General features: G+C 39.1%; 17 protein-coding genes, 2 tRNA genes and 2 rRNA genes. 4 read left to right on the forward strand and 17 right to left on the reverse strand.

Going from position 1 to position 24,612, the window contains the following annotated elements; translation table 11 throughout:
• Nucleotides 1–110: 110 nt before the first annotated feature.
• From DYE19_RS08665 to DYE19_RS08680, 4 genes are all read right to left on the reverse strand, one after another.
• A 23S ribosomal RNA gene (locus DYE19_RS08665) occupies nucleotides 111–3,008 on the reverse strand.
• Nucleotides 3,009–3,393: 385 nt separating this feature from the next.
• A tRNA-Ala gene (locus tag DYE19_RS08670) sits at nucleotides 3,394–3,469 on the reverse strand.
• Nucleotides 3,470–3,525: 56 nt separating this feature from the next.
• Nucleotides 3,526–3,602: transfer RNA gene (locus DYE19_RS08675), tRNA-Ile, on the reverse strand.
• A gap of 81 nt (nucleotides 3,603–3,683) precedes the next feature.
• Nucleotides 3,684–5,225 (reverse strand): 16S ribosomal RNA (locus tag DYE19_RS08680).
• The 16S and 23S rRNA genes sit together here with 2 tRNA genes alongside, the layout of an rRNA operon.
• Before the next feature lie 698 nt (nucleotides 5,226–5,923).
• On the opposite strand from DYE19_RS08680, the gene DYE19_RS08685 reads away from it, so the two are divergent.
• The gene (locus DYE19_RS08685; RefSeq protein ID WP_115323278.1) at nucleotides 5,924–6,565 is read left to right on the forward strand and encodes a TfoX/Sxy family DNA transformation protein; all 642 of its coding nucleotides are present in this window, start codon (nucleotides 5,924–5,926) and stop codon (nucleotides 6,563–6,565) included.
• Between the two features lie 107 nt (nucleotides 6,566–6,672).
• Here the strand turns inward: DYE19_RS08685 and nfuA are convergent, their stop codons facing one another.
• From nfuA to yrfG, 11 genes are all read right to left on the reverse strand, one after another.
• Nucleotides 6,673–7,257 (reverse strand): Fe-S biogenesis protein NfuA, encoded by a 585-nt coding sequence (gene nfuA / locus DYE19_RS08690; protein WP_049215012.1) that lies wholly within the window; start codon nucleotides 7,255–7,257, stop codon nucleotides 6,673–6,675.
• A gap of 95 nt (nucleotides 7,258–7,352) precedes the next feature.
• Nucleotides 7,353–8,039, reverse strand: coding sequence for a ComF family protein (locus DYE19_RS08695; protein ID WP_115323279.1), 687 nt, complete (start codon nucleotides 8,037–8,039; stop codon nucleotides 7,353–7,355).
• Nucleotides 8,040–8,152: 113 nt separating this feature from the next.
• Entirely contained in the window at nucleotides 8,153–8,965 is an 813-nt protein-coding gene (locus tag DYE19_RS08700) for a Cof-type HAD-IIB family hydrolase (RefSeq protein WP_115323280.1), read from the reverse strand.
• Between the two features lie 145 nt (nucleotides 8,966–9,110).
• Nucleotides 9,111–10,565: a decarboxylating NADP(+)-dependent phosphogluconate dehydrogenase gene (gnd, locus tag DYE19_RS08705; RefSeq protein WP_115323281.1), complete on the reverse strand. Its 1,455-nt coding sequence runs from the start codon at nucleotides 10,563–10,565 to the stop codon at nucleotides 9,111–9,113.
• A 98-nt stretch (nucleotides 10,566–10,663) separates the two neighbouring features.
• Complete coding sequence (locus tag DYE19_RS08710; protein WP_115323282.1) at nucleotides 10,664–11,083, reverse strand: hypothetical protein; 420 nt, start codon at nucleotides 11,081–11,083, stop codon at nucleotides 10,664–10,666.
• Between the two features lie 206 nt (nucleotides 11,084–11,289).
• Nucleotides 11,290–11,988, reverse strand: a complete 699-nt coding sequence (pgl, locus tag DYE19_RS08715) for a 6-phosphogluconolactonase (protein WP_049215005.1) — start codon at nucleotides 11,986–11,988, stop codon at nucleotides 11,290–11,292.
• Nucleotides 11,989–12,050: 62 nt separating this feature from the next.
• A complete protein-coding gene (gene zwf, locus DYE19_RS08720; RefSeq protein ID WP_049215003.1) occupies nucleotides 12,051–13,541 on the reverse strand; it encodes a glucose-6-phosphate dehydrogenase in 1,491 nt (496 codons plus the stop codon).
• Nucleotides 13,542–13,610: 69 nt separating this feature from the next.
• Entirely contained in the window at nucleotides 13,611–14,432 is an 822-nt protein-coding gene (cysQ, locus tag DYE19_RS08725) for a 3'(2'),5'-bisphosphate nucleotidase CysQ (RefSeq protein ID WP_115323283.1), read from the reverse strand.
• Nucleotides 14,433–14,613: 181 nt separating this feature from the next.
• Nucleotides 14,614–15,483: an Hsp33 family molecular chaperone HslO gene (gene hslO, locus DYE19_RS08730; protein WP_115323284.1), complete on the reverse strand. Its 870-nt coding sequence runs from the start codon at nucleotides 15,481–15,483 to the stop codon at nucleotides 14,614–14,616.
• Nucleotides 15,484–15,563: 80 nt separating this feature from the next.
• Nucleotides 15,564–15,974, reverse strand: a complete 411-nt coding sequence (gene hslR, locus DYE19_RS08735; protein WP_115323285.1) for a ribosome-associated heat shock protein Hsp15 — start codon at nucleotides 15,972–15,974, stop codon at nucleotides 15,564–15,566.
• Nucleotides 15,975–15,983: 9 nt separating this feature from the next.
• A complete protein-coding gene (gene yrfG, locus DYE19_RS08740; protein WP_115323286.1) occupies nucleotides 15,984–16,640 on the reverse strand; it encodes a GMP/IMP nucleotidase in 657 nt (218 codons plus the stop codon).
• A 90-nt stretch (nucleotides 16,641–16,730) separates the two neighbouring features.
• On the opposite strand from yrfG, the gene nudE reads away from it, so the two are divergent.
• The 3 genes from nudE to pckA all read left to right on the forward strand — a co-directional run bounded on the left by nudE (nucleotide 16,731) and on the right by pckA (nucleotide 19,945).
• A complete protein-coding gene (nudE, locus tag DYE19_RS08745) occupies nucleotides 16,731–17,276 on the forward strand; it encodes an ADP compounds hydrolase NudE (RefSeq protein ID WP_115323287.1) in 546 nt (181 codons plus the stop codon).
• Nucleotides 17,277–17,427: 151 nt separating this feature from the next.
• On the forward strand, nucleotides 17,428–18,129 hold the full coding sequence (locus DYE19_RS08750) for a hypothetical protein (RefSeq protein ID WP_049214995.1): 702 nt from the start codon (nucleotides 17,428–17,430) through the stop codon (nucleotides 18,127–18,129).
• 199 nt (nucleotides 18,130–18,328) lie between these two features.
• A complete protein-coding gene (pckA, locus tag DYE19_RS08755) occupies nucleotides 18,329–19,945 on the forward strand; it encodes a phosphoenolpyruvate carboxykinase (ATP) (RefSeq protein WP_049214993.1) in 1,617 nt (538 codons plus the stop codon).
• A gap of 166 nt (nucleotides 19,946–20,111) precedes the next feature.
• On the opposite strand, the gene DYE19_RS08760 is transcribed toward pckA, so the two are convergent.
• Complete coding sequence (locus tag DYE19_RS08760; RefSeq protein WP_115323288.1) at nucleotides 20,112–23,285, reverse strand: type I restriction endonuclease subunit R; 3,174 nt, start codon at nucleotides 23,283–23,285, stop codon at nucleotides 20,112–20,114.
• A 19-nt stretch (nucleotides 23,286–23,304) separates the two neighbouring features.
• Nucleotides 23,305–24,567: an FRG domain-containing protein gene (locus DYE19_RS08765; RefSeq protein WP_115323289.1), complete on the reverse strand. Its 1,263-nt coding sequence runs from the start codon at nucleotides 24,565–24,567 to the stop codon at nucleotides 23,305–23,307.
• Nucleotides 24,568–24,612: the final 45 nt, after the last annotated feature.

Consider the following 24,612-nt stretch of genomic DNA (forward strand, 5'->3'; position numbering starts at 1 on the left):
CCAGTACAGTATAAGATTCTCAATTGTCAACAAGCTGAACTACTATCCTTTCTCTCCAACCCCTACAGTCAGAAACATGTCGTCTTGTATTAAAAATACTTGAGCGTTGTATAGTTAAGCCTCTCGGGCAATTAGTATCTGTTAGCTCAACGTCTCGCAACGCTTACACACCAGACCTATCTACGTCGTAGTCTACAACAACCCTTACTGACTCTAAGTCAGGGATGACTCATCTTAAGGCAAGTTTCGTGCTTAGATGCTTTCAGCACTTATCTCTTCCGCATTTAGCTACCCAGCAATGCCTCTGGCGAGACAACTGGAACACCAGTGATGCGTCCACTCCGGTCCTCTCGTACTAGGAGCAGCCCCTTTCAATCATCCAACGCCCACGGCAGATAGGGACCGAACTGTCTCACGACGTTCTAAACCCAGCTCGCGTACCACTTTAAATGGCGAACAGCCATACCCTTGGGACCTACTTCAGCCCCAGGATGTGATGAGCCGACATCGAGGTGCCAAACACCGCCGTCGATATGAACTCTTGGGCGGTATCAGCCTGTTATCCCCGGAGTACCTTTTATCCGTTGAGCGATGGCCCTTCCATTCAGAACCACCGGATCACTATGACCTGCTTTCGCACCTGCTCGACTTGTCTGTCTCGCAGTTAAGCTTGCTTATACCATTGCACTAACCTGACGATGTCCGACCGTCATTAGCAAACCTTCGTGCTCCTCCGTTACGCTTTGGGAGGAGACCGCCCCAGTCAAACTACCCACCAGACACTGTCCGAGTACCCGTTTCAGGCACTTCGTTAGAACATCAAACGTTAAAGGGTGGTATTTCAAGGACGCCTCCAACAACACTGGCGTGTCATCTTCAAAGGCTCCCACCTATCCTACACATCAAAATTCAATGTTCAGTGTCAAGCTATAGTAAAGGTTCACGGGGTCTTTCCGTCTAGCCGCGGGTACACCGCATCTTCACGGCGATTTCAATTTCACTGAGTCTCGGGTGGAGACAGCCTGGCCATCATTATGCCATTCGTGCAGGTCGGAACTTACCCGACAAGGAATTTCGCTACCTTAGGACCGTTATAGTTACGGCCGCCGTTTACTGGGGCTTCGATCAGGAGCTTCTCTTTCGATAACACCATCAATTAACCTTCCAGCACCGGGCAGGCATCACACCCTATACGTCCACTTTCGTGTTTGCAGAGTGCTGTGTTTTTAATAAACAGTTGCAGCCAGCTGGTATCTTCGACCGGTTCAACCTTCAATCGCGAGGATTTACAATCTACGCCGGCGCACCTTCTCCCGAAGTTACGGTGCTATTTTGCCTAGTTCCTTCACCCGAGTTCTCTCAAGCGCCTGAGTATTCTCTACCTGACCACCTGTGTCGGTTTTCAGTACGGTTTAGATAAACCTGAAGCTTAGTGGCTTTTCCTGGAAGTGTGGTATCAGTTACTTCAGTGCCGTAGCACCTCGTCATCAGCTCTCAGTGTTGTATAAGAGACCGGATTTGCCTAATCTCTCCACCTACCACCTTAAACGACCATCCAACAGGTCGATAACCTAACCTTCTCCGTCCCCACATCGCAGTTTATCCAAGTACGGGAATATTAACCCGTTTCCCATCGACTACGCTTTTCAGCCTCGCCTTAGGGGCCGACTCACCCTGCCCCGATTAACGTTGGACAGGAACCCTTGGTCTTCCGGCGAACGAGTTTTTCACTCGTTTTATCGTTACTTATGTCAGCATTCGCACTTGTGATACGTCCAGCAAACCTCTCGATTCACCTTCATCCGCTTACACAACGCTCCCCTACCCAACAGAATAAAATTCTGATGCCGCAGCTTCGGTGCTATATTTAGCCCCGTTACATCTTCCGCGCAGGCCGACTCGACTAGTGAGCTATTACGCTTTCTTTAAATGATGGCTGCTTCTAAGCCAACATCCTAGCTGTCTAAGCCTTCCCACTTCGTTTCCCACTTAATATAGACTTTGGGACCTTAGCTGGCGGTCTGGGTTGTTTCCCTCTCCACGACGAACGTTAGCACCCGCCGTGTGTCTCCTGAGTATCACTCTTCGGTATTCGCAGTTTGCATCGGGTTGGTAATCCGGGATGGACCCCTAGCCGAAACAGTGCTCTACCCCCGAAGGTGTCCGCTCAAGGCTCTACCTAAATAGATTTCGGGGAGAACCAGCTATCTCCCGGTTTGATTGGCCTTTCACCCCCAGCCACAAGTCATCCGCTAATTTTTCAACATTAGTCGGTTCGGTCCTCCAGTTAGTGTTACCCAACCTTCAACCTGCCCATGGCTAGATCACCGGGTTTCGGGTCTATACCTTGCAACTAAAACGCCCAGTTAAGACTCGGTTTCCCTTCGGCTCCCTTATTCAGTTAACCTCGCTACAAAATATAAGTCGCTGACCCATTATACAAAAGGTACGCAGTCACCCTTTCGGGCTCCCACTGCTTGTACGTACACGGTTTCAGGTTCTATTTCACTCCCCTCACAGGGGTTCTTTTCGCCTTTCCTTCACAGTACTGGTTCACTATCGGTCAATCAGGAGTATTTAGCCTTGGAGGATGGTCCCCCCATCTTCAAACAGGATTTCTCGTGTCCCGCCTTACTTATCGTAAACTTAGTACCACAACCTGGACTTCGAGTACGGGATTATCACCCTCTGTGATTTGGCTTCCCAGCCAATTCCTCTGTCTCTGTTGTTATCACTTACTGGCTCCTCCGCTTTCGCTCGCCGCTACTTACAGAATCTCGGTTGATTTCTTTTCCTCGGGGTACTTAGATGTTTCAGTTCTCCCGGTTCGCCTCATTATCCTATTTATTCAGATAATGATAGTAGATTCTTCATCTACTGGGTTTCCCCATTCGGACATCTTGGATTAAACGCTTCTTATCAACTCATCCAAGCTTTTCGCAGATTAGCACGTCCTTCTTCGCCTCTGATTGCCTAGGCATCCACCGTGTACGCTTAGTCACTTAACTATACAACCTCAAGTACTTTTCTATACTTAATGTTGCTATTAACTACTAAACACTTGACTGCCTTTTCTCAGTCAAGATTTTTTCTACTCAGACTTCATGTTATTCATCACTTTATATTTACATTACTTACTTCTAAATACAAAGCAATAAACTTGAAAGTCTCTTCAGTTTTTCAGCTTGTTTCCAATTTTTTAAAGAACTAATAGACAAAAATAAACAACCTAATATAAAACTCATTACATCATCTTTATATCAGTTGTTTTACTATCATCATTGCTAAATATTTTAATTGATTAAGTAACTAACAACTTATCAAATAATTAAGTTATTAATTATTTGAAAGCTTAATAAAACTTAACCAAAAATATTTAGCAATGATGATTTTTGGTGGAGATAAGCGGGATCGAACCGCTGACCTCCTGCGTGCAAGGCAGGCGCTCTCCCAGCTGAGCTATATCCCCATTTACATCATAATACTATCAACTAGAATCCCATTTGCTTATCACTCATCATTGAGTGGTGGGTCTGAGTGGACTTGAACCACCGACCTCACCCTTATCAGGGGTGCGCTCTAACCACCTGAGCTACAGACCCAACAGGATTTTAGGTTACTTCTCTAATTTACACAATTCATCAAACAATCTGTGTGAACACTTGCTGTCGTCCCATTTTAGGTAAGGAGGTGATCCAACCGCAGGTTCCCCTACGGTTACCTTGTTACGACTTCACCCCAGTCATGAATCATACCGTGGTGAACGCCCTCGTTTCCGTTAAGCTATCCACTTCTGGTACAACCCACTCCCATGGTGTGACGGGCGGTGTGTACAAGGCCCGGGAACGTATTCACCGCAACATTCTGATTTGCGATTACTAGCGATTCCGACTTCATGGAGTCGAGTTGCAGACTCCAATCCGGACTTAGATGCACTTTCTGAGATTCGCTCAACGTCGCCGTCTCGCCGCCCTCTGTATGCACCATTGTAGCACGTGTGTAGCCCTACTCGTAAGGGCCATGATGACTTGACGTCATCCCCACCTTCCTCCAGTTTGTCACTGGCAGTCTCCTTTGAGTTCCCGACCAAATCGCTGGCAACAAAGGATAAGGGTTGCGCTCGTTGCGGGACTTAACCCAACATTTCACAACACGAGCTGACGACAGCCATGCAGCACCTGTCTCTAAGTTCCCGAAGGCACAAGCTCATCTCTGAGCTCTTCTTAGGATGTCAAGAGTAGGTAAGGTTCTTCGCGTTGCATCGAATTAAACCACATGCTCCACCGCTTGTGCGGGCCCCCGTCAATTCATTTGAGTTTTAACCTTGCGGCCGTACTCCCCAGGCGGTCGATTTATCACGTTAGCTTCGGGCACCAAACATAAAGTCCAATCCCCAAATCGACAGCGTTTACAGCGTGGACTACCAGGGTATCTAATCCTGTTTGCTCCCCACGCTTTCGCACATGAGCGTCAGTACATTCCCAAGGGGCTGCCTTCGCCTTCGGTATTCCTCCACATCTCTACGCATTTCACCGCTACACGTGGAATTCTACCCCTCCCTAAAGTACTCTAGACTCCCAGTCTGAAATGCAGTTCCCAAGTTAAGCTCGGGGATTTCACATCTCACTTAAAAGTCCGCCTGCGTGCCCTTTACGCCCAGTTATTCCGATTAACGCTCGCACCCTCCGTATTACCGCGGCTGCTGGCACGGAGTTAGCCGGTGCTTCTTCTGTAATTAACGTCAATGATATTATCTATTCAATAATACCCCTTCCTCATCACCGAAAGAACTTTACAACCCGAAGGCCTTCTTCATTCACGCGGCATGGCTGCGTCAGGGTTCCCCCCATTGCGCAATATTCCCCACTGCTGCCTCCCGTAGGAGTCTGGGCCGTGTCTCAGTCCCAGTGTGGCTGGCCATCCTCTCAGACCAGCTAGAGATCGCAGGCTTGGTAGGCCTTTACCCCACCAACTACCTAATCCCACTTGGGCTCATCTTATGGCAAGTGGCCTTACGGTCCCACCCTTTCATCTCTCGATTATACGCGGTATTAGCTGCAGTTTCCCACAGTTATCCCCCTCCATAAGCCAGATTCCCAAGCATTACTCACCCGTCCGCCACTCGTCAGCAAAAAAAGCAAGCTTTCTTCCTGCTACCGTTCGACTTGCATGTGTTAAGCCTGCCGCCAGCGTTCAATCTGAGCCATGATCAAACTCTTCAATTCAAAGTTCAATCGCTCAATAAACTGCTTAGCTAAAGTTTACACTTCTATTTAATATTAAACTCTTAATATTAAATCAGTATGAATTTTCAGTTATAAGCACCTATTAAGACTTCAATAATTAAAATTTTTTTCAAAATGAAATCAATCAACAAGTGCCCACACAGATTGTCTGATAAATTGTTAAAGAACGTTGCATTTAAGCAAGGCTGAAAATAATAATAAATTACAGATTCACTGTCAAGCAATTTTAAGTAGAAATATTAGAAATTTTTCCTAAAAACAACTACCTTTCACTATTCATTGCCTTCCTTGCTTTGCGGTCGTGCATTATAGGCTTTTATTTTTCTCTGGCAAGTCCTTTTTTGTTAAAGATATGAAATTTAAATACAACTGCTATTTTTTTAAGCAATGTTATTAAATAGATAAATTCTATAAATAGACAAATTCATTTTATACATTATGATTATTCTTTTGAGTTAATTGCTTCATTAATAAAATGGCATAAATTATTAATGTTTAAACTTTATTCAAAAAAGAATAAAAATTTATTATTTTTTCGATCTAAATCACAAAATTTTCAATAAGTTATAATATTTTTTTAAAAAAATATGAAGATGTGTTATAACTTTGCTGGCTCAAGGTTATGAGCTTATTACAATAATATGTGTCAAGTAGTATAACTATAAGGAAGAGTTAATATGACGAAAACAGCAAAAGAAACACTAGAAATTCGAGAAGTTTTAAGTGATCTTATTGGAGAGGTTACAGCAAAAAGTCTCTTCGCCAGCTATGGATTATTTCACCAAAAAATCATGTTTGGCTTATATCAAAATAACATATTCTATTTGAAGGCCGAAGGGGAATTAGCCTCATACTTAGAATCAAAAGGTGCAGCGAGTTACTTGGCTAAACAACCACAATCACCTTCAACGCTCAATATTTCTAGTTATTATCGCCTCCCCAAAGAAATCACTTCAAATAAAAAACTTTATAAGCAAATCTTAGAAGAGTCTCTACAACAGATTAGAGATCAAAAACTATCTGAACAGCTTGCAAAGAAAAATAGAATTAAAGAATTACCCAACCTTTCCATTAAACATGAGAGAATGTTAGGAAAAGTTGAAATTTATGATGTTCGTACGTTTCAAATATTAGGTGCTAAAAATGCTTATATTCGGCTTAAGAAAAAAGGAATTAGTGCAGGTGTAGGTATATTTTGGGCGTTCTATGCCGCATTAGAAAATAAAAATATTAATTTAATTACAACATCAGAAAAAGAGAATGTACTAACCCGCTTAAACTTAGCTTTAGCAGAGGCAGGATTAAGACAGATAAAATAAGCTTAAAATCAGGAAAATAGTCTCTTTTTTATCTCAACAACCGAGATACAAAATTTAAGGACTGATACCTAGTTAACGAACCAGTCCTTATTTGTAAAATTTATAAATCAATAATAAGAATGCTCACCGCGCTGATGTTCTGTGATATCCTTAGCACCTTTTAATTCATTAGAGAACAAACTTAATAATTGTTTTTCAATACCATCTTTCAATGTCACATCCACCATAGAACAACCATTGCAACCACCACCAAATTGTAAAATAGCATAACCATCATCTGTAATTTCAATTAATGTAATACGTCCGCCATGGCTAGCTAATTGTGGATTAATTTGAGTTTGAATAACATATTCAACGCGTTCAATTAAAGGAGCATCATCTGCTACCTTGCGCATTTTGGCATTAGGTGCTTTTAACGTTAATTGAGCACCTAGTTCTTCTGTAACATAATCAATTTCAGCATCTTCTAAAAAAGGTAAACTAATTTCATCAATAAATGCAGAAAATGAAGAATATCTCATTTCAGTATCTGTACTTTCAACGGCATTTGGTGGGCAATAAGAAACTCCACATTCTGCATTTGGAGAGCCTGGATTAACGACGAAAATTCGAATATTCGTTCCTTCCTCTTGCTGATCAAGTAAACGGCGGAAATGTGCTTGAGCAGCTTCAGAGATCATAATTTGTTGCATAAATTATCCTAAAATGTGAATACTTGAGTAAGATTGTCAAGAATGATACTCCTAGATTATTTTTTTTTCTACCTTTTACAGCAATAAATCTTTACTTACGTTTTTGCCAGTCCCCAAATCTGAATTTCTTCCACACCTACTTCACGTAATACTTTCGCAATCTCATTTAGTGTCGAGCCTGTAGTAATGACATCATCAAGTAAGGCAACTGACTTATAAGTACATTTTTGATATTTAGGATTAATTCTAAATGCATGGCATAAATTTTTCTGCCTCTCCTTAGCGGTCAATCCTCGTTGAGTATGAGTATGTTTTATACGTTGCAATAAATCGTTATCACAAGGAATTTTTAACCACTTAGCAAGACACTTAGCAATTAAACTAGATTGGTTATAGCCACGTTGCCAATAACGAAAACGATGTAGCGGCACTGGTAAAATAACTTCTGGTAGAATGAGTCCATGTGTTCGCCGAGCCTTATATAACGCTAATAACAACAGCCTCGCTAAAGTGCGGTCTAAAAAGAAAGCATTTTGGAATTTAAAACGATGAATTAAATAAGACAAAGGATCAATATAACGTCCAATAATCACTATGCGATCCCAGCTCATTTTATCATGCAAACAATGACCACAGTATAAAGCCTCTTGAACTAACTCGCAGCCACAATGCCCACAATATGCAAAACGTCTAATTTTTTTATTACAACGAGAACACAGCCCATGAGTCATAATCGCTAACTTTTGTTGACAGAGAACACAACGAAAACTCAGCCAATTCATAAAGCTCCTTTATTTTATAATGAACCTAATATATCTAACACTAAAATAAAGGAGGGATTTTATGTAAAGTTAGTAGATTATCTTGCGAATAAGATCGCAAAAATAGATTTTATTTAATCAATAAGTTTTGCTTTTTTTAAAAAAGAATAAATACCATCTTCTTCAATATGTAAGGTTACATGATCTGCAATGGCCTTCAGATCTTGATGTGCATTGCCCATTGCTACGCCAACACCTGCTATTGTAAGCATTTCAATATCATTCAAACCATCTCCAAAAGCCATCACATTTTGCATAGAAAAACCTAAGTGCTGAATGGCAGCTGCAATCCCAGTCGCTTTTGAAATATGTTCATCAAATAAATCAACAGATTGCTCATGCCAACGTACTGCCTGCAAACCTTTCAAAACACCTGAATTATTTACTAATTCATCTTGCTGCTGCTCATAAAAAGCTAAGATTTGAAAAACATCATGCTGTTTAAAATAATCTTTATTTTCATAATAGTGCCCCCTCAAAGGATCTAATGCACTACGTACTTTATCTGTAGCCGCGGAAACACAAGTATCTGTTGGTGAAATTTGTGCATATTCAATTTGATGTTGTGTGAAAAAATCGACCAATTGCTGAATTTTTTGTTTTGAAAGTGGGTTCTTTTCTAAAGTAGCACCTTGATAACTGACATACTGACCATTCATCGTAACAAATAAGTCAATTTGGGTTTGCTGAATTAATTCTTTAATTTTAGGTGGAAAATTACTCGGTGTGCGTCCCGTTGCAATAGCTGGGATAATACCATTTGCTTTTAATTTTTGAATAGCAGAAACCGTTGCATCGGGTAAATAGTCTTTATCTTTGACTAATAAAGTTTCATCGATATCAAAAAAAACGATTTTAATTTGCTCACGATAATTAGGAATTGTCATAACATACCTTTATTAATATTTAATGATACACAAATTGTAGCACTATTTTGTCTTTTCCAGAGAAAATAACATCTATTCTGAGCGCTCTTTTAACTAAAAAGCCACTTGTTGATTTCAGCAAGTGGCTTTCGTAATGTATTTCTAGCTAGACATCATAAGTTGTTGAGGCAGTATCACCACCACGACCTGTCCAGTTTGTATGGAAGAACTCTCCACGTGGTTTGTCAGTACGTTCATAAGTGTGTGCACCGAAGTAGTCACGTTGCGCTTGTAATAAGTTTGCAGGTAAACGTGCGCTGGTGTAGCTATCTAAGAAGGTGATCGCTGACGCCATACAAGGCATTGGGATACCCACTTCAATGGATTTTGCGACCACTTTACGCCATTCACCTAAACTATTTTCTAAAATGCCTTTGAAGTAATCGTCTGAACCTAAGAAGATTAAATCTGGGTTAGCTTCATAAGCATCGCGGATATTACCTAAGAAACGGCTACGAATAATACAACCTTCACGCCATAAAAGTGCGGTGTTACCGTAGTTAATATTCCAACCAAAGTTCTCAGATGCTTCACGGATTAGCATAAAGCCTTGTGCATAAGAAATGATTTTTGATGCCAATAACGCTTTGCGTACTGCTTCAATCCACACTTTTTTATCACCTTCCACTTTGCCCACTGCTTTGTTGAATAATTTTGATGCTTCAACACGTTGATCTTTGAATGAAGATACACAACGCGCGAACACAGATTCAGTAATAAGTGTCAATGGAATACCGAAATCAAGAGCATTGATTCCAGTCCATTTACCTGTCCCTTTTTGACCTGCAGTGTCTAAAATTTTATCCACTAGGCGAGTGCCATCTTCATCTTTATAGCCTAAAATATCAGCTGTGATGTCGATAAGATAGCTGTCTAATTCCGTTTTACGCCATTCGTTGAACGTTGCTTCCAACTCATCATCAGATAAACCTACACCTTCTTTTAAGAATTGGTATGCTTCGCAGATAAGTTGCATATCACCGTATTCGATACCATTGTGAACCATTTTCACAAAGTGACCTGCACCATCACGACCAACCCAGTCACAGCACGCTTCACCTTGTTCAGTTTTCGCAGAGATTGCTTGTAGAATTGGTTTCACGTGTTCCCATGCTGACTCATCACCGCCTGGCATAATGGAAGGTCCGAAACGTGCACCTTCTTCACCACCAGAAACACCCGTACCAATAAAGCGAATGCCTTTTTCGCGTAAGTAAGCCACGCGACGGTTAGTGTCAGGATAGTTGGTGTTACCGCCATCAATAATGATGTCACCTTCTTCTAAGTGCGGTAATAATGCCTCGATGAATTGATCCACAACATCCCCCGCACGTACCATTAACATCACTTTACGCGGTTTTTCTAATTTATCCGCTAAGTCTTGTAATGAATACGCTCCGATAATGTTTGTACCTTTCGCAGCACCTTGTAAAAACTCATCTACTTTGGAAGTCGTGCGGTTAAATGCCACTACTTTAAAGCCATGATCATTCATATTTAAAATTAAGTTTTGACCCATTACTGCTAAGCCGATAACGCCGATGTCGCCTTTTACTGACATTGTTTGCTCCTGTTTTTTAAGAAATCATATATTTTTCTAATAAAGGTAATAATCTGTTAGGTACTTTTCGTAAGTGACGATTTCTTCCTTTCCCAATCTTACTTATCTACTAAAAAATACTCAAAAGGAATATTTTTTGTATTAGCGGATTGTTCTAATTCTTTTTTATCTTGTTCACTATCGCCAACCATAAAGAGTTTCGTATTTTTTCCGAATTTACCATTCTCAATAACATATGTGGCAGCTACTTTGTTTAACATTTGGCTTTTGCCTGAAATACCTATGTTTAAATTGTCATTAGTCACTAAATCCATTAATTGCTTGTTTATTCCGCCTGAGCTAGTTTTCATCATTCCCGCTAAGATTAAATTAGATGCGCTATTATTAGCTGCATTTACATTAAAAATGATAGTTTTATTCGTATTTTTAGGAATTTTCCGAGCAATATCATATGGGCTAATTGCAGATGAGCAAGCCATTAAAGTCAATACAATGAAAAGAGAAAATAGTTTTTTCATTTTAAACTCCTGATTAAGTAAGAAAATTTTTCAAAAAAATACCGCACTTTTATCTCTTAAGCCACGCTTGAAAACTTACTGAATTTCATCCCCGATGGCGCTCGTCTTTGACGAGTGCCTTAATTTTTAGCACTCGTTGGAAACGAGCGCTATCCTATATTTGGTACTCGAATCTTTTGTAAAATTTCGAAAAATCTCACCACTTGTTATAGCAACTTCGCCGCATCTTTATCCAAATACCACTCTGTAATGCCCTTTTTCGCTTTAATTTTCGCAGCTGGGTAAGGCAAACTTTCTGCTGGCTTGGTTTGAATTTCTTTCAAAATTTCTGCTTTGCTTGCACCAGTCACTAAATAAGTTATGCGTTTCGCTTGTTCAATGAGTTTTGCCGTTTTTGAAATACGAATTTGCCCTGTTTCAGGGTGTTTGGCGATAACCGCTAAATTGGGATCATCAAAATTAGTCTGATGTGGGAAAAGTGATGCAGTGTGTCCATCTGTTCCCATACCTAAAATAATCCAATCAAAAACTTGCCCAGGAACGACCGCACTTAGTTCTTGCTCAAAGCGTTTAAGTTCCGTTTCTACAGGCTCTTCGCCACGAATACGGTGAATATTTTCTGTAGGAATTTGAATGTAATCGAATAATAATTTTTGCACTTCGCCGTAGTTACTTTCAGGATCGTTTGGTAACACCATACGATCATCGCCCCACCAGAAATGCAAGTTTTGCCATTGAATTTCAGTGTTGTAAGGTGCTTTCGCCAAAGTTTTAAATAATAATTTCGGTGTCGAACCACCAGAAAGAGAAATATGTACAGGGCGATTTTCAAGGCTGTACGCTAAAAACTCTTGTGCAATTTTTTCAACGGCACTGTATGCATCATCAAAAATAACAGTATTCATTGTGTATCCTAAAGTTGTAGTTTCAATATATCCCTCTTAAATAAGAGGGACTTTTCAACAAATTACACCTTCTTTTTCATTAAGCCACTCGGCTTACGCCAAACACGGCCCGTTTTTGCGATAAGCTTATCAGCTTCTGTTGGCCCCCAAGTACCAGACTCATACTCATATACACGCCCATTTTGTGCTTTATATTGCAAAATCGGTTCTACAAATTTCCAACAAGCATGTACTGCATCAGTACGTGCAAATAAAGTCGCATCTCCTTTCATAGAGTCAAGTAATAAACGCTCATAGGCAGTTAATAAACTTGGTGAAGCCAGATCTGCATAACGGAAATCCATTGAAACTTCTTTGGCCTCAAAGCCTGCGCCTGGTTTTTTCAAACCGAAACGCATTGAAATACCTTCATCTGGCTGAATACGGATAATCAGTTTATTTTCCGGCGCTTTTTGACTGAATACAGGATGTGGCGTGGTTTTAAAGTGAATTACAATTTCAGTGACACGGGTTGGTAAGCGCTTCCCAGTACGCACATAAAAAGGCACGCCAGCCCAACGCCAGTTATCAATTTCACAACGCAATGCCATATAGGTCTCAGTAGTAGAATCTTCAGGTACCCCTTTTTCTTGTAAGTAACCTTTGACTTCTTCACCATTAATCATTCCCACACCATACTGACCTAGTACTAAATTATTTTCTAAATCATCTTGGCTTAACGGATGCAAGCAGTGCAGTACTTTCGCTACTTCATCACGCATCGAGTCTGCATTAATAATTGCTGGAGGTTCCATTGCAACCATTGCTAATACTTGTAATAAATGATTCTGGAACATATCACGCATTGCGCCTGAGCCATCATAATAGCCACCGCGTTCTTCAACGCCTAACGACTCAGCTCCTGTAATCTCAATATAATCAATAAAATTACGATTCCAGAGTGGTTCAAATAGCCCATTTGAGAAACGCAAAACAAGTAAGTTTTGAACTGTTTCTTTTCCAAGATAATGATCTATACGATAAATTTGATGTTCTTCAAAGAAGCGATGAATCTGAACGTCTAGCTCTTTCGCTGTGCGAATATCATAGCCAAATGGTTTCTCAACAATCAATCGTTTCCAACCATACTCTTCAGTATTTAATCCATGTGCGGCAAGGCATTCTGGAATAATACCGTATAGGCTTGGTGGCGTAGAAAGGTAATATAATGTGTTACCACAAGTTTGATATTTATCATGTAGTTCATCAAGACGCGGAATTAATTTACCATAATCCGCAGCATCTGAGGTATTCACTGCTTGATAATAAAGATGTGAGCAAAATTGTTCTAATGTATCACCATTTGCCCCTTCGCTTTTTATTAATGCTTGGCGCATTTTTTCACGAAAAGTTTCATCTGTTAACTCAGAACGCGCGACACCTAAAACAGAAAAATGTTCTGTTAATCGACCAATCTTATAAAGGTTATAAAGGGCAGGAATAAGTTTACGATAAGTTAAATCACCTGACGCCCCAAAAATTACAATACAATTATTGTCTGCTTCAATTTTCATTTTTTTCCTGAAATTATTGTTAAAAATTTTATTTAATCTGTAACATATTATAACAAATTACTCGTCGTGCTAATTAAATTTGAAGATTTTCTGCCAGTCAAATCCCTTGTTTGCTACCATCAAAAAATTTGGGTTAGTAAAATCCTCTTTTTGATTATAAGTGAGTGCTTGGAATTGAAAGTCAAATACTCCCCCATCTAATTCAGCCAATAGTACTTCTGCAGGTGCGGTATCCCATTCACCTGTACTCCCTAAACGGACATAACAATCGCAAGTTCCATCAGAAACGAGACCACTTTTTAGGCCACAAGAGCCATAAATTAGAAATTCATATTGATAATTTGGGTTTAGTAATGGTTGTACTTTTTGTTTAGTGCTTTCAGCCCCGACACCAATTTTAATTACTCGGTTATTGGGGAAGGATTGGGTAGTAAGTTTAATCACCTCATCGCCTACTTTTTTATAAGCACCAAATCCTTGCATCGCATAATAAACAGTCTTCAAAATTGGAGCATAAATAATCCCTAGGACAGGTTGTTGCTTCTGAACAAGTGTAATCAATACTGCAAAATGATCTGTACGATTAATAAATTGCTGCGTACCATCTAAAGGATCAATTAACCAATATTCATCCCACTGGGAACGCTCTACAAGGGGGATTTTGCAATTTTCTTCGGATAGAATCGGGACATGAGGTGTAAGTGCGGTTAATTTTTCAATTAAAAACTGGCTTAAATATAAATCCACTTCGGTGACGGGCGTATTATCTAATTTATGCTCTACATTGACCGAACTTTCTTTGAACTTTTGATAAAAATCGACTAAATACTTTCCCGCTTGTTCACTAATATTGAGTGCATCATCTAATAACTTAGGGGAAAGTATTAACATAAGAAGATCCTTTTAAATAGTTGTTTATTGGTGAATAAGCAATAACATTTAGGGGAAAAATAATTTTTAATAAAAAATCCAAACTTGAACAGTTTAAACGATTGCTTAAAAATAGAAAAACAGGCTACCAAATATCTTGATAGCCTGCAACTTAATCACCTGCAATTCGCTTTATTTTTATTTAATTTGCTTGCGATTTTAGCTGTTGAATTGCGGCTTTATTAAAGAAATAATGGGTCCCACAACACTCACACTGCATATCAATTGTGCCATGATGTTCTGCTAGGACTTCATCAATTTCATCATCTGAAATTAATAATAACGCTGCGCCAGAACGCTCTTTTGAACAACCACAAAAAAAGCTGACTGGCTGTGCAGGGAAAAGTTCAACCGTTTCTTCATGGTATAGGCGATATAATAATTCCTCTGCACTTAGACCAAATAACTCTTCTTCTTTAATAGTAGCAGTTAATGTCGCAAGATGCTCAAAATCTTGTGATGAACCAGACCCATCAGGCATAATTTGTAACAACATGCCTGCTGCAACAGGTTGTCCTTGATATTCGCCCGACTGAATAAATAACTGTGTTTGCAATTGTTCTGAACGTACAAAGTAATCTTCTAAACATGCTGTGATAGTGGGTTTATCTAGTGCAATTACACCTTGATAACGTTCACCTTCTGTTGGTGCAATTGTGATCACTAACACGCCTTTCCCCACTAATTGCACCAAACTCATTTGCTCATCAACATCTGCTTGTAAGCGGGCTAATGCACGCATTTGCTGCTTATCATTGCCATTAACTAACGCTAATTTTAATGGACCGTCACCCTGTACTTGAACCGTAATATCTCCTTCAAACTTTAAAGTAGCCGTTAATAAGCTCGTCGCCACCATCATTTCGCCAAGTAAGTTCTGGATAACTTTTGGGTAATGATGAGTATTTAATGTCTCAGTAAAAGTTTGATTTAGACGCACCCACTCACCACGCACTGCTCGATTTTGGAATAAATAGCGATACAGTTTGTCATTGTCATTTTTATATGTCATTAGATTTCCTTTTTAACTCGCTTAGGGATAAACGAGCTATTAATTAATATTTAGTATTTATATAGTATTGACTCATTCAATTACAAGCGTTCTTGGTGCTTAAACTTCAATAAGTCACGACGCTCTTTTTTGTTTGGTCGGCGATCTGGATGAGGCATAGTTAACGCATTAATTTTGCGAGCGATGGCCATTTTAGTGCGCTGCTCAACGCTTTTTTCCGTTTCTTTATACAACAATTGTGCCTCAGGTGCACCACGACGTTGGCTAGAAAGTGCGGTCACTTCTACTTCTTTTTCCTCATTTCCTTGTCGTAACTTAATGACGCCACCTACTTCAACATGCTTGTTTGGCTTAGTTCGCTGCCCATTATAATGCACTTTGCCACCATCAATCATTTCTTTTGCTATTGTGCGTGTTTTATAAAAACGGGCAGCCCAAAGCCATTTATCTAAACGCACATCTTCATCTAGTTGTTTATTCTCTTTTGCCATATTACATTATTACTCCACTAACGTGCGGTAATCCTTGACTGAAAAATGCCGCTCAAAATGCTTATATGGTAAGGTGCTATCTGGATTTTCCACACCGATCGTATAAGCGATCCCAAATTGTTTAGCACTATCTAATACTTTTTCCGTATCATCAATAAATAAAGTGCGCATTGGCTCAAAATAATGTTGCTTCTGTAAGTTCTGCCATAAAGCTTGTTCAATTTTAGGTGCACCAAATTGATGGCTAGAAAGCAGCAGATCAAAGTGCGGTACAAAATCACAAAATTTCAACTTAGCTTCTAAACTAAATACATTACTGTCAGTTAATAATACAACATGTTTACCCATCTGCTTTACTACTTGCAAAAAGGGAACAACATCAGAGCGTACTTTTAATTCAGGTCCATGAGATTGATATAATTCTCGTAATGGTAAATCTAACTGTTTGGCCCAAAAATCTAAACAATACCAATCTTTGCTGTGCTCAATTGCATCATAACGTTGTTTTAACACTTGTTGGCTTTGTTCAAAAGGAAGGCTAAACTTGGCAGCATAAGCTTGCGGCACAAGCTGTTTCCAAAAGTAATGATCAAAATAAAGATCAATTAACGTACCATCTAAATCTAAAATAACAGTATCAATTTGATGCCAATTTATTGCTAACATAAAACTATACCTTTCCTTTGTGTAAAAAGCGGTTTATGGTATCGTTATTCGGTAATTTTGTAAAATTTCGCCGATTTACACGAGGTAAACATGAGCCAAAAACCACAGATTCTTGCGATTTCAGTTGCTGCTAAATCACGCCTTTTCGAAATTCAATCTGTTGACCTTAAATTTTCTAATGGTGTGCAACGCACTTATGAGCGTTTTAAGCCTAGTAGCCGTTGTGCGGTCATGATATTACCGATAGAACAAGATTCACTTTTAATGATACGCGAATACGCAGTGGGTACAGAACGCTATGAGCTGGGTTTTCCAAAGGGATTAATGGATGCAAATGAAACCCCAGAACAAAGTGCAAATCGAGAACTAAAAGAAGAAGTTGGATTAGGTGCCCAAAAATTCATCCACTTACGAACAGTAAATACTTCTCCAAGCCACATGAATAATCCTATGCATATTTTTTTAGCTCAAGATTTTTACACATGCAAACTGGATGGCGATGAGCCAGAGCCATTAGAATTAGTCCGAGTTCCACTTAGCAAAATTGATGATTTACTACAAGATCCTGATTTTTGTGAAGCTCGCAACTTAGTTGGGCTATATTGTTTACGTGATTATTTAAATCGCCATAACTAACGCTATTAGTGACTCAATTCGACATAAACATATTCCTAAGAATCGCGTTGTTTTAAACCACAAAAATATTGTAAAACGAGCAATTATCGATTGTTTTCCACTCATCCATAAGTATAATTTCCCGCCTAATTACACAAAAATGGAGTTTAAAATGAAAAAAATCCTCTTAGGAACCTTTATATTAGCTGCAACAAGCAACGCTATCGCATTAGATAATAATTTTAATTTATATGGAAAAGTAGGCGTCGATCTTGTCTCTCGTTTTAATACGATTGCTTTTACAAGAAATGAAGGAAAAGCCCCTAAAAACTCGACTCATTTTTCACCAAGCATTTTTTTTGAGTTAACTTATAATGCAACACCTAAAACAGAAGTAGGCGCGGGATTAGGTTATATTTATCGAAAAAAGCTTAATTATACATATCAAGGAGAAGTTAATAATGGAAACAATGCCACATTAAGTTTTATTGAAAAATACCCAGTTAATCGCTATTCTTCTATTCCTTTATACTTTTTAGTGAAACATAATTTCACTATCCAACCAAATATCAAAACCTACATTAAAGCGGATTTTGGTTATGCATTTAATAAAACCAAATCTAACATAACTTTTATTGATGGTTATGATGTGGCTGGAACTGGGCAATATTCTTTTGAGAAGCACAATGTTAAACTAAATGTAGAAAATGGTAATTATTATGGTATTGGTATAGGTGTTGAATATAAAAACGCACTTATTGAACTTACCTATGCACATACTGAATCTTATTTAACCCATTCTTCTAAATTAATAAAAGGCAATCATAACTATAATAATGATGCCCTACGTTTATCTATCGGTTATAAATTCTAACAATTATTTCCCCATAGATTCTTAATGATAAAGGCTGCCCGCTATGGCAGTCTTTTTTCTTTGACTTAAATCATAGAACAATAAAAATTCTAAGCAATTTTTCAAAATTTTGATCAACCTAACAGTTTTTAGGTAGAAATTTGATTAGAATGCTCCCATTATTTTTTCAACTTTAAAAATTAACTCTATGAGGTGATGTATGACAGACTTAACTAAAGTAATCAACGAACTTGGTGCACTTGGTATTCATGATGTAAAAGAAATCGTTTATAACCCAAGTTATGAACAATTATTCGAAGAAGAAACCAAACCAGGTTTAGAAGGTTACGAAAAAGGTATCGTAACAGAGTCAGGCGCAGTTGCGGTTGATACAGGTATCTTTACTGGTCGTTCGCCAAAAGATAAATATATCGTGCTTGATGACAAAACTAAAGATACTGTTTGGTGGACAAGCGATGCGGCGAAAAACGACAACAAACCAATGACACAAGAGACGTGGAAAAGCTTAAAAGGTTTAGTCACAGAACAACTTTCTGGCAAACGTTTATTTGTGATCGATGCATTCTGTGGTGCTAATGCCGATACTCGTTTATCAGTGCGTATTGTGACTGAAGTAGCATGGCAAGCACACTTTGTGAAAAATATGTTCATTCGCCCAACAGAAGAAGAATTAGTCGGCTTCAAACCAGATTTCGTTGTGATGAATGGTTCTAAAGTGACTAACCCAAATTGGAAAGAGCAAGGCTTAAACTCTGAAAACTTCGTGGCATTCAACTTAACTGAAGGCGTGCAATTAATCGGTGGTACTTGGTACGGCGGTGAAATGAAAAAAGGTATGTTCTCAATGATGAACTACTTCTTACCATTAAGAGGCATCGCATCAATGCACTGTTCTGCGAACGTGGGTGAGAAAGGTGACGTTGCAGTATTCTTCGGTTTATCAGGTACAGGTAAAACTACTCTTTCAACCGATCCAAAACGTCAATTAATTGGTGATGATGAACACGGTTGGGACGATGATGGCGTATTCAACTACGAAGGTGGTTGCTATGCGAAAACGATTAAACTTTCTCCAGAAAACGAACCTGACATCTATAAAGCAATCAAACGCGATGCGCTATTAGAAAACGTCGTGGTACGTGCAGATGGTTCAGTGGATTACGATGATGGTTCAAAAACAGAAAACACCCGTGTTTCTTACCCAATTTACCACATCGATAACATCGTAACGCCTGTATCAAAAGCAGGTCATGCGAAAAAAGTGATTTTCTTAACTGCTGATGCATTCGGCGTGTTGCCACCAGTATCTAAATTAACGCCAGAGCAAACTAAATACTACTTCTTATCTGGTTTCACAGCGAAATTAGCAGGTACAGAGCGCGGTATCACAGAACCAACTCCAACCTTCTCAGCTTGTTTTGGTGCGGCATTCTTATCACTTCACCCAACACAATATGCTGAAGTGTTAGTGAAACGCATGGAAGCAGCTGGTGCAGAAGCATATTTGGTGAACACTGGTTGGAACGGTACAGGTAAACGTATTTCAATCAAAGATACGCGCGGTATCATCGATGCAATCTTAGATGGTTCAATTGAAAATGCAGAGATGAAAACATTACCAATCTTTGATTTAGCTGTACCAACAGCATTACCAGGTGTTGATCCTGCAATCTTAGATCCACGTGATACTTATGCAGATAAAGCACAATGGCAAGCGAAAGCAGAAGACCTTGCAGGTCGTTTCGTGAAAAACTTTGAAAAATATACCACTAACGATGAAGGTAAAGCATTAGTGGCAGCAGGTCCAAAAGCGTAATCAAACGCTCGAGAATTCACATACTCAAACAGCTCGATTTTTATCGAGCTGTTTTTTTACGCCACGCTTTCCCCAACCTTAAAACTTTTCCAAAAACCACCGCACTTTGGGGTTACCATGAGCCATAAAAAACCCCAGCAGTATGCTGAGGTTCTTTCATGATCAGTTAGGCAACTCTCTCGTGCTTTTCGCTCCATTCGTAAGATAAGGTTTCTGCCTGCTCCAAGACTAAATCAATGGCCTCATCGGCTTTATCTGGTGGGTATTTATATTTTTGCAGAATACGACGCACTAAAATACGTAATCTCGCCCGCACACTTTCTCGCACTTGCCAATCCACGGTGACAGAATAGCGTAATTGTTTCACCAATTCCAACGCAATGGCTTTTAAAATTTGATCGCCCAATTCTCGCACCGCACTTTCGTTATTGGCTAAGGCATCATAGAACGCAATCTCATCATTGTTTAAGCCCAAATCTTCCGCTCGTTTAAATGCCTCTTGAAACTCTTTCGCCATTTGAATCAGCTCTTCAATGACTTTAGCCGTCTCAATACCACGGTTATGATATTTCGTGAGTGTCGCTTCTAAACGCTCAAGGTATTTACGCTCTTGTATTAAATTTCGACTGCCTCGACTTTGAATATTATCTTGTAAGAGCTTTTCTAATAGCTCCACCGCCAGATTTTTATGTTCCATCTGACGAACATCTTCTAGGAACTCATCAGAAAGCAGACCAATGTTTGGCTTATCTAAACCGCAAAGGCTAAAAATATCATCCACCCCATCGGCAATTAAGGAATTATCTAAGATCTGTTTCAGAACATGATCTTGCTGTTTTTTGCGTAATTTCCCGTCACTGATTTGTTCTTTGCTCATCATCGCTTTCACCGCAGAATAAAAAGCCAGTTTACTTTGATATGCCTTAGCTTGTTCCAACGTTGCACATAACGCATAGGCTTTCGTCGCCGCCAACACCAAATCAGCAAAACGTTTTTTCCCCTCATCCAAGCCCAAAATATGGTTTGCCGCTTTAGGTAACAAACTCATCGCTTTGGTTTCAAATTGGCTAATATCAAGGGCTTTTCCTTCAAGTGGTGTGGCAAACATCCCTGAGATGGCATCCATTTTTTCTAACAACACATGAAAAGCTTCTTCGGTATCAATGGTCGGTTTTCCACGTCCTTTCGCATTGGTATAAGTATGTAGTGCTTGTTTTAATTCATTGGCAATACCAATGTAATCCACCACTAATCCGCCCGGTTTATCTTTAAACACACGATTAACTCGGGCAATTGCCTGCATCAAATTATGTCCACGCATTGGCTTATCCACATACATGGTATGGCAGCAAGGGGCATCAAATCCCGTCAACCACATATCTCGCACAATGACCAATTTCAACGGATCATCAGGATTTTTAAAGCGTTTCTCTAAATCCTGTTTCACTTGTTTGTTATAAATATGCGGCTGTAATAAGGCGTTATCGGCAGCAGACCCCGTCATCACGATCTTAATCGCCCCTTTAGCAGGATCCTCACTATGCCACTCGGGTTTCAATGCCACAATTTCATTGTATAAATGCACACAAATCTCACGACTCATCGCCACAATCATGGCTTTCCCTTCTTGGCTTTCTTGCCGTTTTTCAAAATGGGCGATTAAATCCTTGGCAATTTGTTGCAAACGAGGTTGAGCCCCCACTAACTTTTCTAAACGGGTAAATTCCCCTTTGATGCGTTCCGCTTCGGTTTGCTCTTCTTCCTCTACAATATCATCAAATTGTTGAGCTAATTCCTCAATCTCCGCACGATTAATATCTAAACGAGCGAGGCGAGACTCATAATAAATTGGCACAGTGGCACCATCATCAATAGCATCTTGAATATCATAGATAGATACATAATCCCCGAATACCGCTCGCGTGTCTTTATCTTCCGTTTCAATCGGTGTGCCCGTAAAGCCAATAAATGTCGCATTTCTCAACGCATCACGCATATGTTTGGCATAACCAAATTGAAATAAGCCTTTTGCATTGAGTTTTGCTTTCAAGCCATATTGGCTACGGTGGGCTTCATCAGAAATGACTACGATATTATGACGCGCATTTAACAACGGGTGGGATTGCTCATCTTCTTGTAAGGCAAATTTCTGCACTGTGGTAAAGATCACCCCCCCCACTTCTCGACGAGCCAATAACTCTCTTAATTGCTCACGGCTTTCTGCCTGTACTGGTTCTTGTTTTAATAAATCTTTTGCTAAAGAGAATTGTTTGAAAAGCTGACCATCTAAATCATTACGATCAGTCACCACAATTAAGGTTGGATTGCCCATTTCTGGCTGTTGTAATAATTTTCCTGCATAGCAACACATGGAAATACTTTTCCCACTGCCTTGTGTATGCCATACCACACCTGCTTTTTTGCTCCCAGCCTGCACTTCTCGCCCATAGCTTGCACGTGGTTCTTGCACTTTATCATCCGCAATTTGTCTAGAAGCAATCACAGTCGCTTTTACAGCTTCTCTAACTGCGTGGAATTGATGATAGCCTGCTTGTTTTTTAATTAAACGGTTCTTTTCATCTTTCTCAAATAGAATGAAAAAACGCAAATAATCGGTAAATAAATCAGGACGGAAAAAGCCACGAATTAAGGTTTCTAATTGCCATTCTACGATGGGTTTGTCATTTTCATTATTCACCGTACGCCATGGCATAAAACGTTCTTCATCTGCCGTTAAGGAACCAACTTTCGCCACCACACCATCAGAAATCGCCAAGGCACCATTAAACATCAGCAAATCAAAGAGATCATTTTTATAGGTTTGCAGTTGATGAAACGCATTCCATACATCAGTTTTCTCATCAGTAGGACTTTTTAATTCCAAAATGGCAATCGGCAACCCATTGATAAAACACACAATATCAGGGCGGCGTAAATGCAGTCCTCGCACCTCAAATTGATTCACCGCCCAAAACGCATTTTTTTCAGGATGAGCAAAATCCACCAAAAACGCTGTTTCAAAACAGACTTCCTCACCTTGTTTATAGGTAACTGGCACACCGTGAATCAGCAACTTATGAAACGCCTGATTTGCTTCCACCAAATCTCGGCTTTCTACCTGCTTCAGTTTTGCCAACACTTGCTCCACACAATCCACAGGTAAATGCGAATTTAGCAAAGCAAATTGCTTGTGAAAAATAGGCTCTAAAATCACCGCATTTAATTGATGACGCTGCGGATTGCTCCCTTCACTTAATAACTCCTTGCCGTGAAAAGTTTGCCAGCCTGCCTCTCTAAACCAATCAAGTGCCGCCTGTTCAAGGGTGTTTTCGTCGATCATTTTACTCCCTGTTAGAGTTTTATCTTATTGTTCGTGAAATACTATTCTTAGCTAATTCCATGAGTTGGTTTATAACTACATCCCAATATGCTTCAGGGTATGAGTGTTTTCTTAACAGTCCCCTCAATGACATTTTAATTTCTGCTTGAATATTATCTCTTGTATCCCAGTCATCAATAGATGTTTTGTTTAATAATGTTTGCTCTATTTTTTCCGATAAGAAACCAATTTCCACTTGACCTTTATAATTATCCCTAAGTATTTCTAGAATTCTTTTTCTTAAATCGGAATTTTTTACTGTTAAGTCTATCGTTTCGGGTTTGTCATTATCATTATCAGTTTTTTGATATTCATATTTATTTTCAAACTTTATTCTACTCCTTTCAGACTGTTTTTGTGCAAATTCACTAATAAATACATTACTATGTTCTGCCGCACCTAATAAGTCTGGAAATAAACTAGCATGATGTACATTCATTCTACGTAAAAATTTTACACAATTTTTTTGTTCTATATTTTTAATATAAACTTTACAAATATATTTAGCTAACTCACTAGCCTCAGCCTCCTCATTCCCTGCGAGACTTGTTAATTCATTGTCAGAATCATTTGAAAATAAAGCATCTACTAGCTTATTTTCAATAGTTGAATCATAAGGTGAAAAAGTGAAAAGACCTGCTTGAGCAACCAATCGACCATGGTCATCTTTTTTAGGTTCAAATAATTTTATATCAGGACACTTATTCTCATCTGCAATGAATGTCTTATTTAAAATATAAACTGCTCTATATGGGTTTTCATTGTTGTCATCCTCTGGATCCTCTTTTGAAAAGGCAAAAAATAATGCTACATACGGAGAATATGTCCAATCTAACAATGGAGTCATTAATCCATGATGCTGTCCAATTGACCATAATTCATTAATTTCATTTTCATCTTCATCATATAATAAAGAATGGTCTTCTACTCTTCCTCTAATTGTTTTCTGAAAAAATGAAATTTGTTGCTTAGCTAATTCTTCATTCACCATTCTATTGGCAGCCACTCGGGCTAATGTTGGTGATAGACTCCAGTTATAACGGCGATGCCCTCTAAATACTAACTCCACATCTGGTTGATTAAAAAAGGGATGTTCTAATAAACTGGAAAATTTGTTCCAATGTTCTATTCGAGTAACAGGTATCCTACCACTAATCTTGTCTGCCAAAATAATAAAACTCTTCTTTGGTTGTTTTTCATCCCAAAAAGGAATGTTTTTAAAATTATAAACATTATTTTCCATAAATATCTAAGTCTCCTGAAATCAACTTCGGCAATAAACTACCCA

This window comes from Pasteurella canis (assembly GCF_900454865.1).
Taxonomy (GTDB): domain Bacteria; phylum Pseudomonadota; class Gammaproteobacteria; order Enterobacterales; family Pasteurellaceae; genus Pasteurella; species Pasteurella canis.

Bases quoted from the DNA above. Each gene is read 5' to 3' on its own strand.
- DYE19_RS08750 (WP_049214995.1), top strand. From the start codon at position 17,428: ATGAAAAAAATCCTCTTAGGAACCTTTATATTAGCTGCAACAAGCAAC.
- cysQ (WP_115323283.1), bottom strand. From the start codon at position 14,432: ATGTTAATACTTTCCCCTAAGTTATTAGATGATGCACTCAATATTAGT.
- nfuA (WP_049215012.1), bottom strand. From the start codon at position 7,257: ATGCAACAAATTATGATCTCTGAAGCTGCTCAAGCACATTTCCGCCGT.
- yrfG (WP_115323286.1), bottom strand. From the start codon at position 16,640: ATGTTAGCAATAAATTGGCATCAAATTGATACTGTTATTTTAGATTTA.
- zwf (WP_049215003.1), bottom strand. From the start codon at position 13,541: ATGAAAATTGAAGCAGACAATAATTGTATTGTAATTTTTGGGGCGTCA.
- hslO (WP_115323284.1), bottom strand. From the start codon at position 15,483: ATGACATATAAAAATGACAATGACAAACTGTATCGCTATTTATTCCAA.
- DYE19_RS08765 (WP_115323289.1), bottom strand. From the start codon at position 24,567: ATGGAAAATAATGTTTATAATTTTAAAAACATTCCTTTTTGGGATGAA.
- DYE19_RS08695 (WP_115323279.1), bottom strand. From the start codon at position 8,039: ATGAATTGGCTGAGTTTTCGTTGTGTTCTCTGTCAACAAAAGTTAGCG.
- pckA (WP_049214993.1), top strand. From the start codon at position 18,329: ATGACAGACTTAACTAAAGTAATCAACGAACTTGGTGCACTTGGTATT.
- DYE19_RS08760 (WP_115323288.1), bottom strand. From the start codon at position 23,285: ATGATCGACGAAAACACCCTTGAACAGGCGGCACTTGATTGGTTTAGA.
- hslR (WP_115323285.1), bottom strand. From the start codon at position 15,974: ATGGCAAAAGAGAATAAACAACTAGATGAAGATGTGCGTTTAGATAAA.
- DYE19_RS08685 (WP_115323278.1), top strand. From the start codon at position 5,924: ATGACGAAAACAGCAAAAGAAACACTAGAAATTCGAGAAGTTTTAAGT.
- DYE19_RS08710 (WP_115323282.1), bottom strand. From the start codon at position 11,083: ATGAAAAAACTATTTTCTCTTTTCATTGTATTGACTTTAATGGCTTGC.
- pgl (WP_049215005.1), bottom strand. From the start codon at position 11,988: ATGAATACTGTTATTTTTGATGATGCATACAGTGCCGTTGAAAAAATT.
- nudE (WP_115323287.1), top strand. From the start codon at position 16,731: ATGAGCCAAAAACCACAGATTCTTGCGATTTCAGTTGCTGCTAAATCA.
- gnd (WP_115323281.1), bottom strand. From the start codon at position 10,565: ATGTCAGTAAAAGGCGACATCGGCGTTATCGGCTTAGCAGTAATGGGT.
- DYE19_RS08700 (WP_115323280.1), bottom strand. From the start codon at position 8,965: ATGACAATTCCTAATTATCGTGAGCAAATTAAAATCGTTTTTTTTGAT.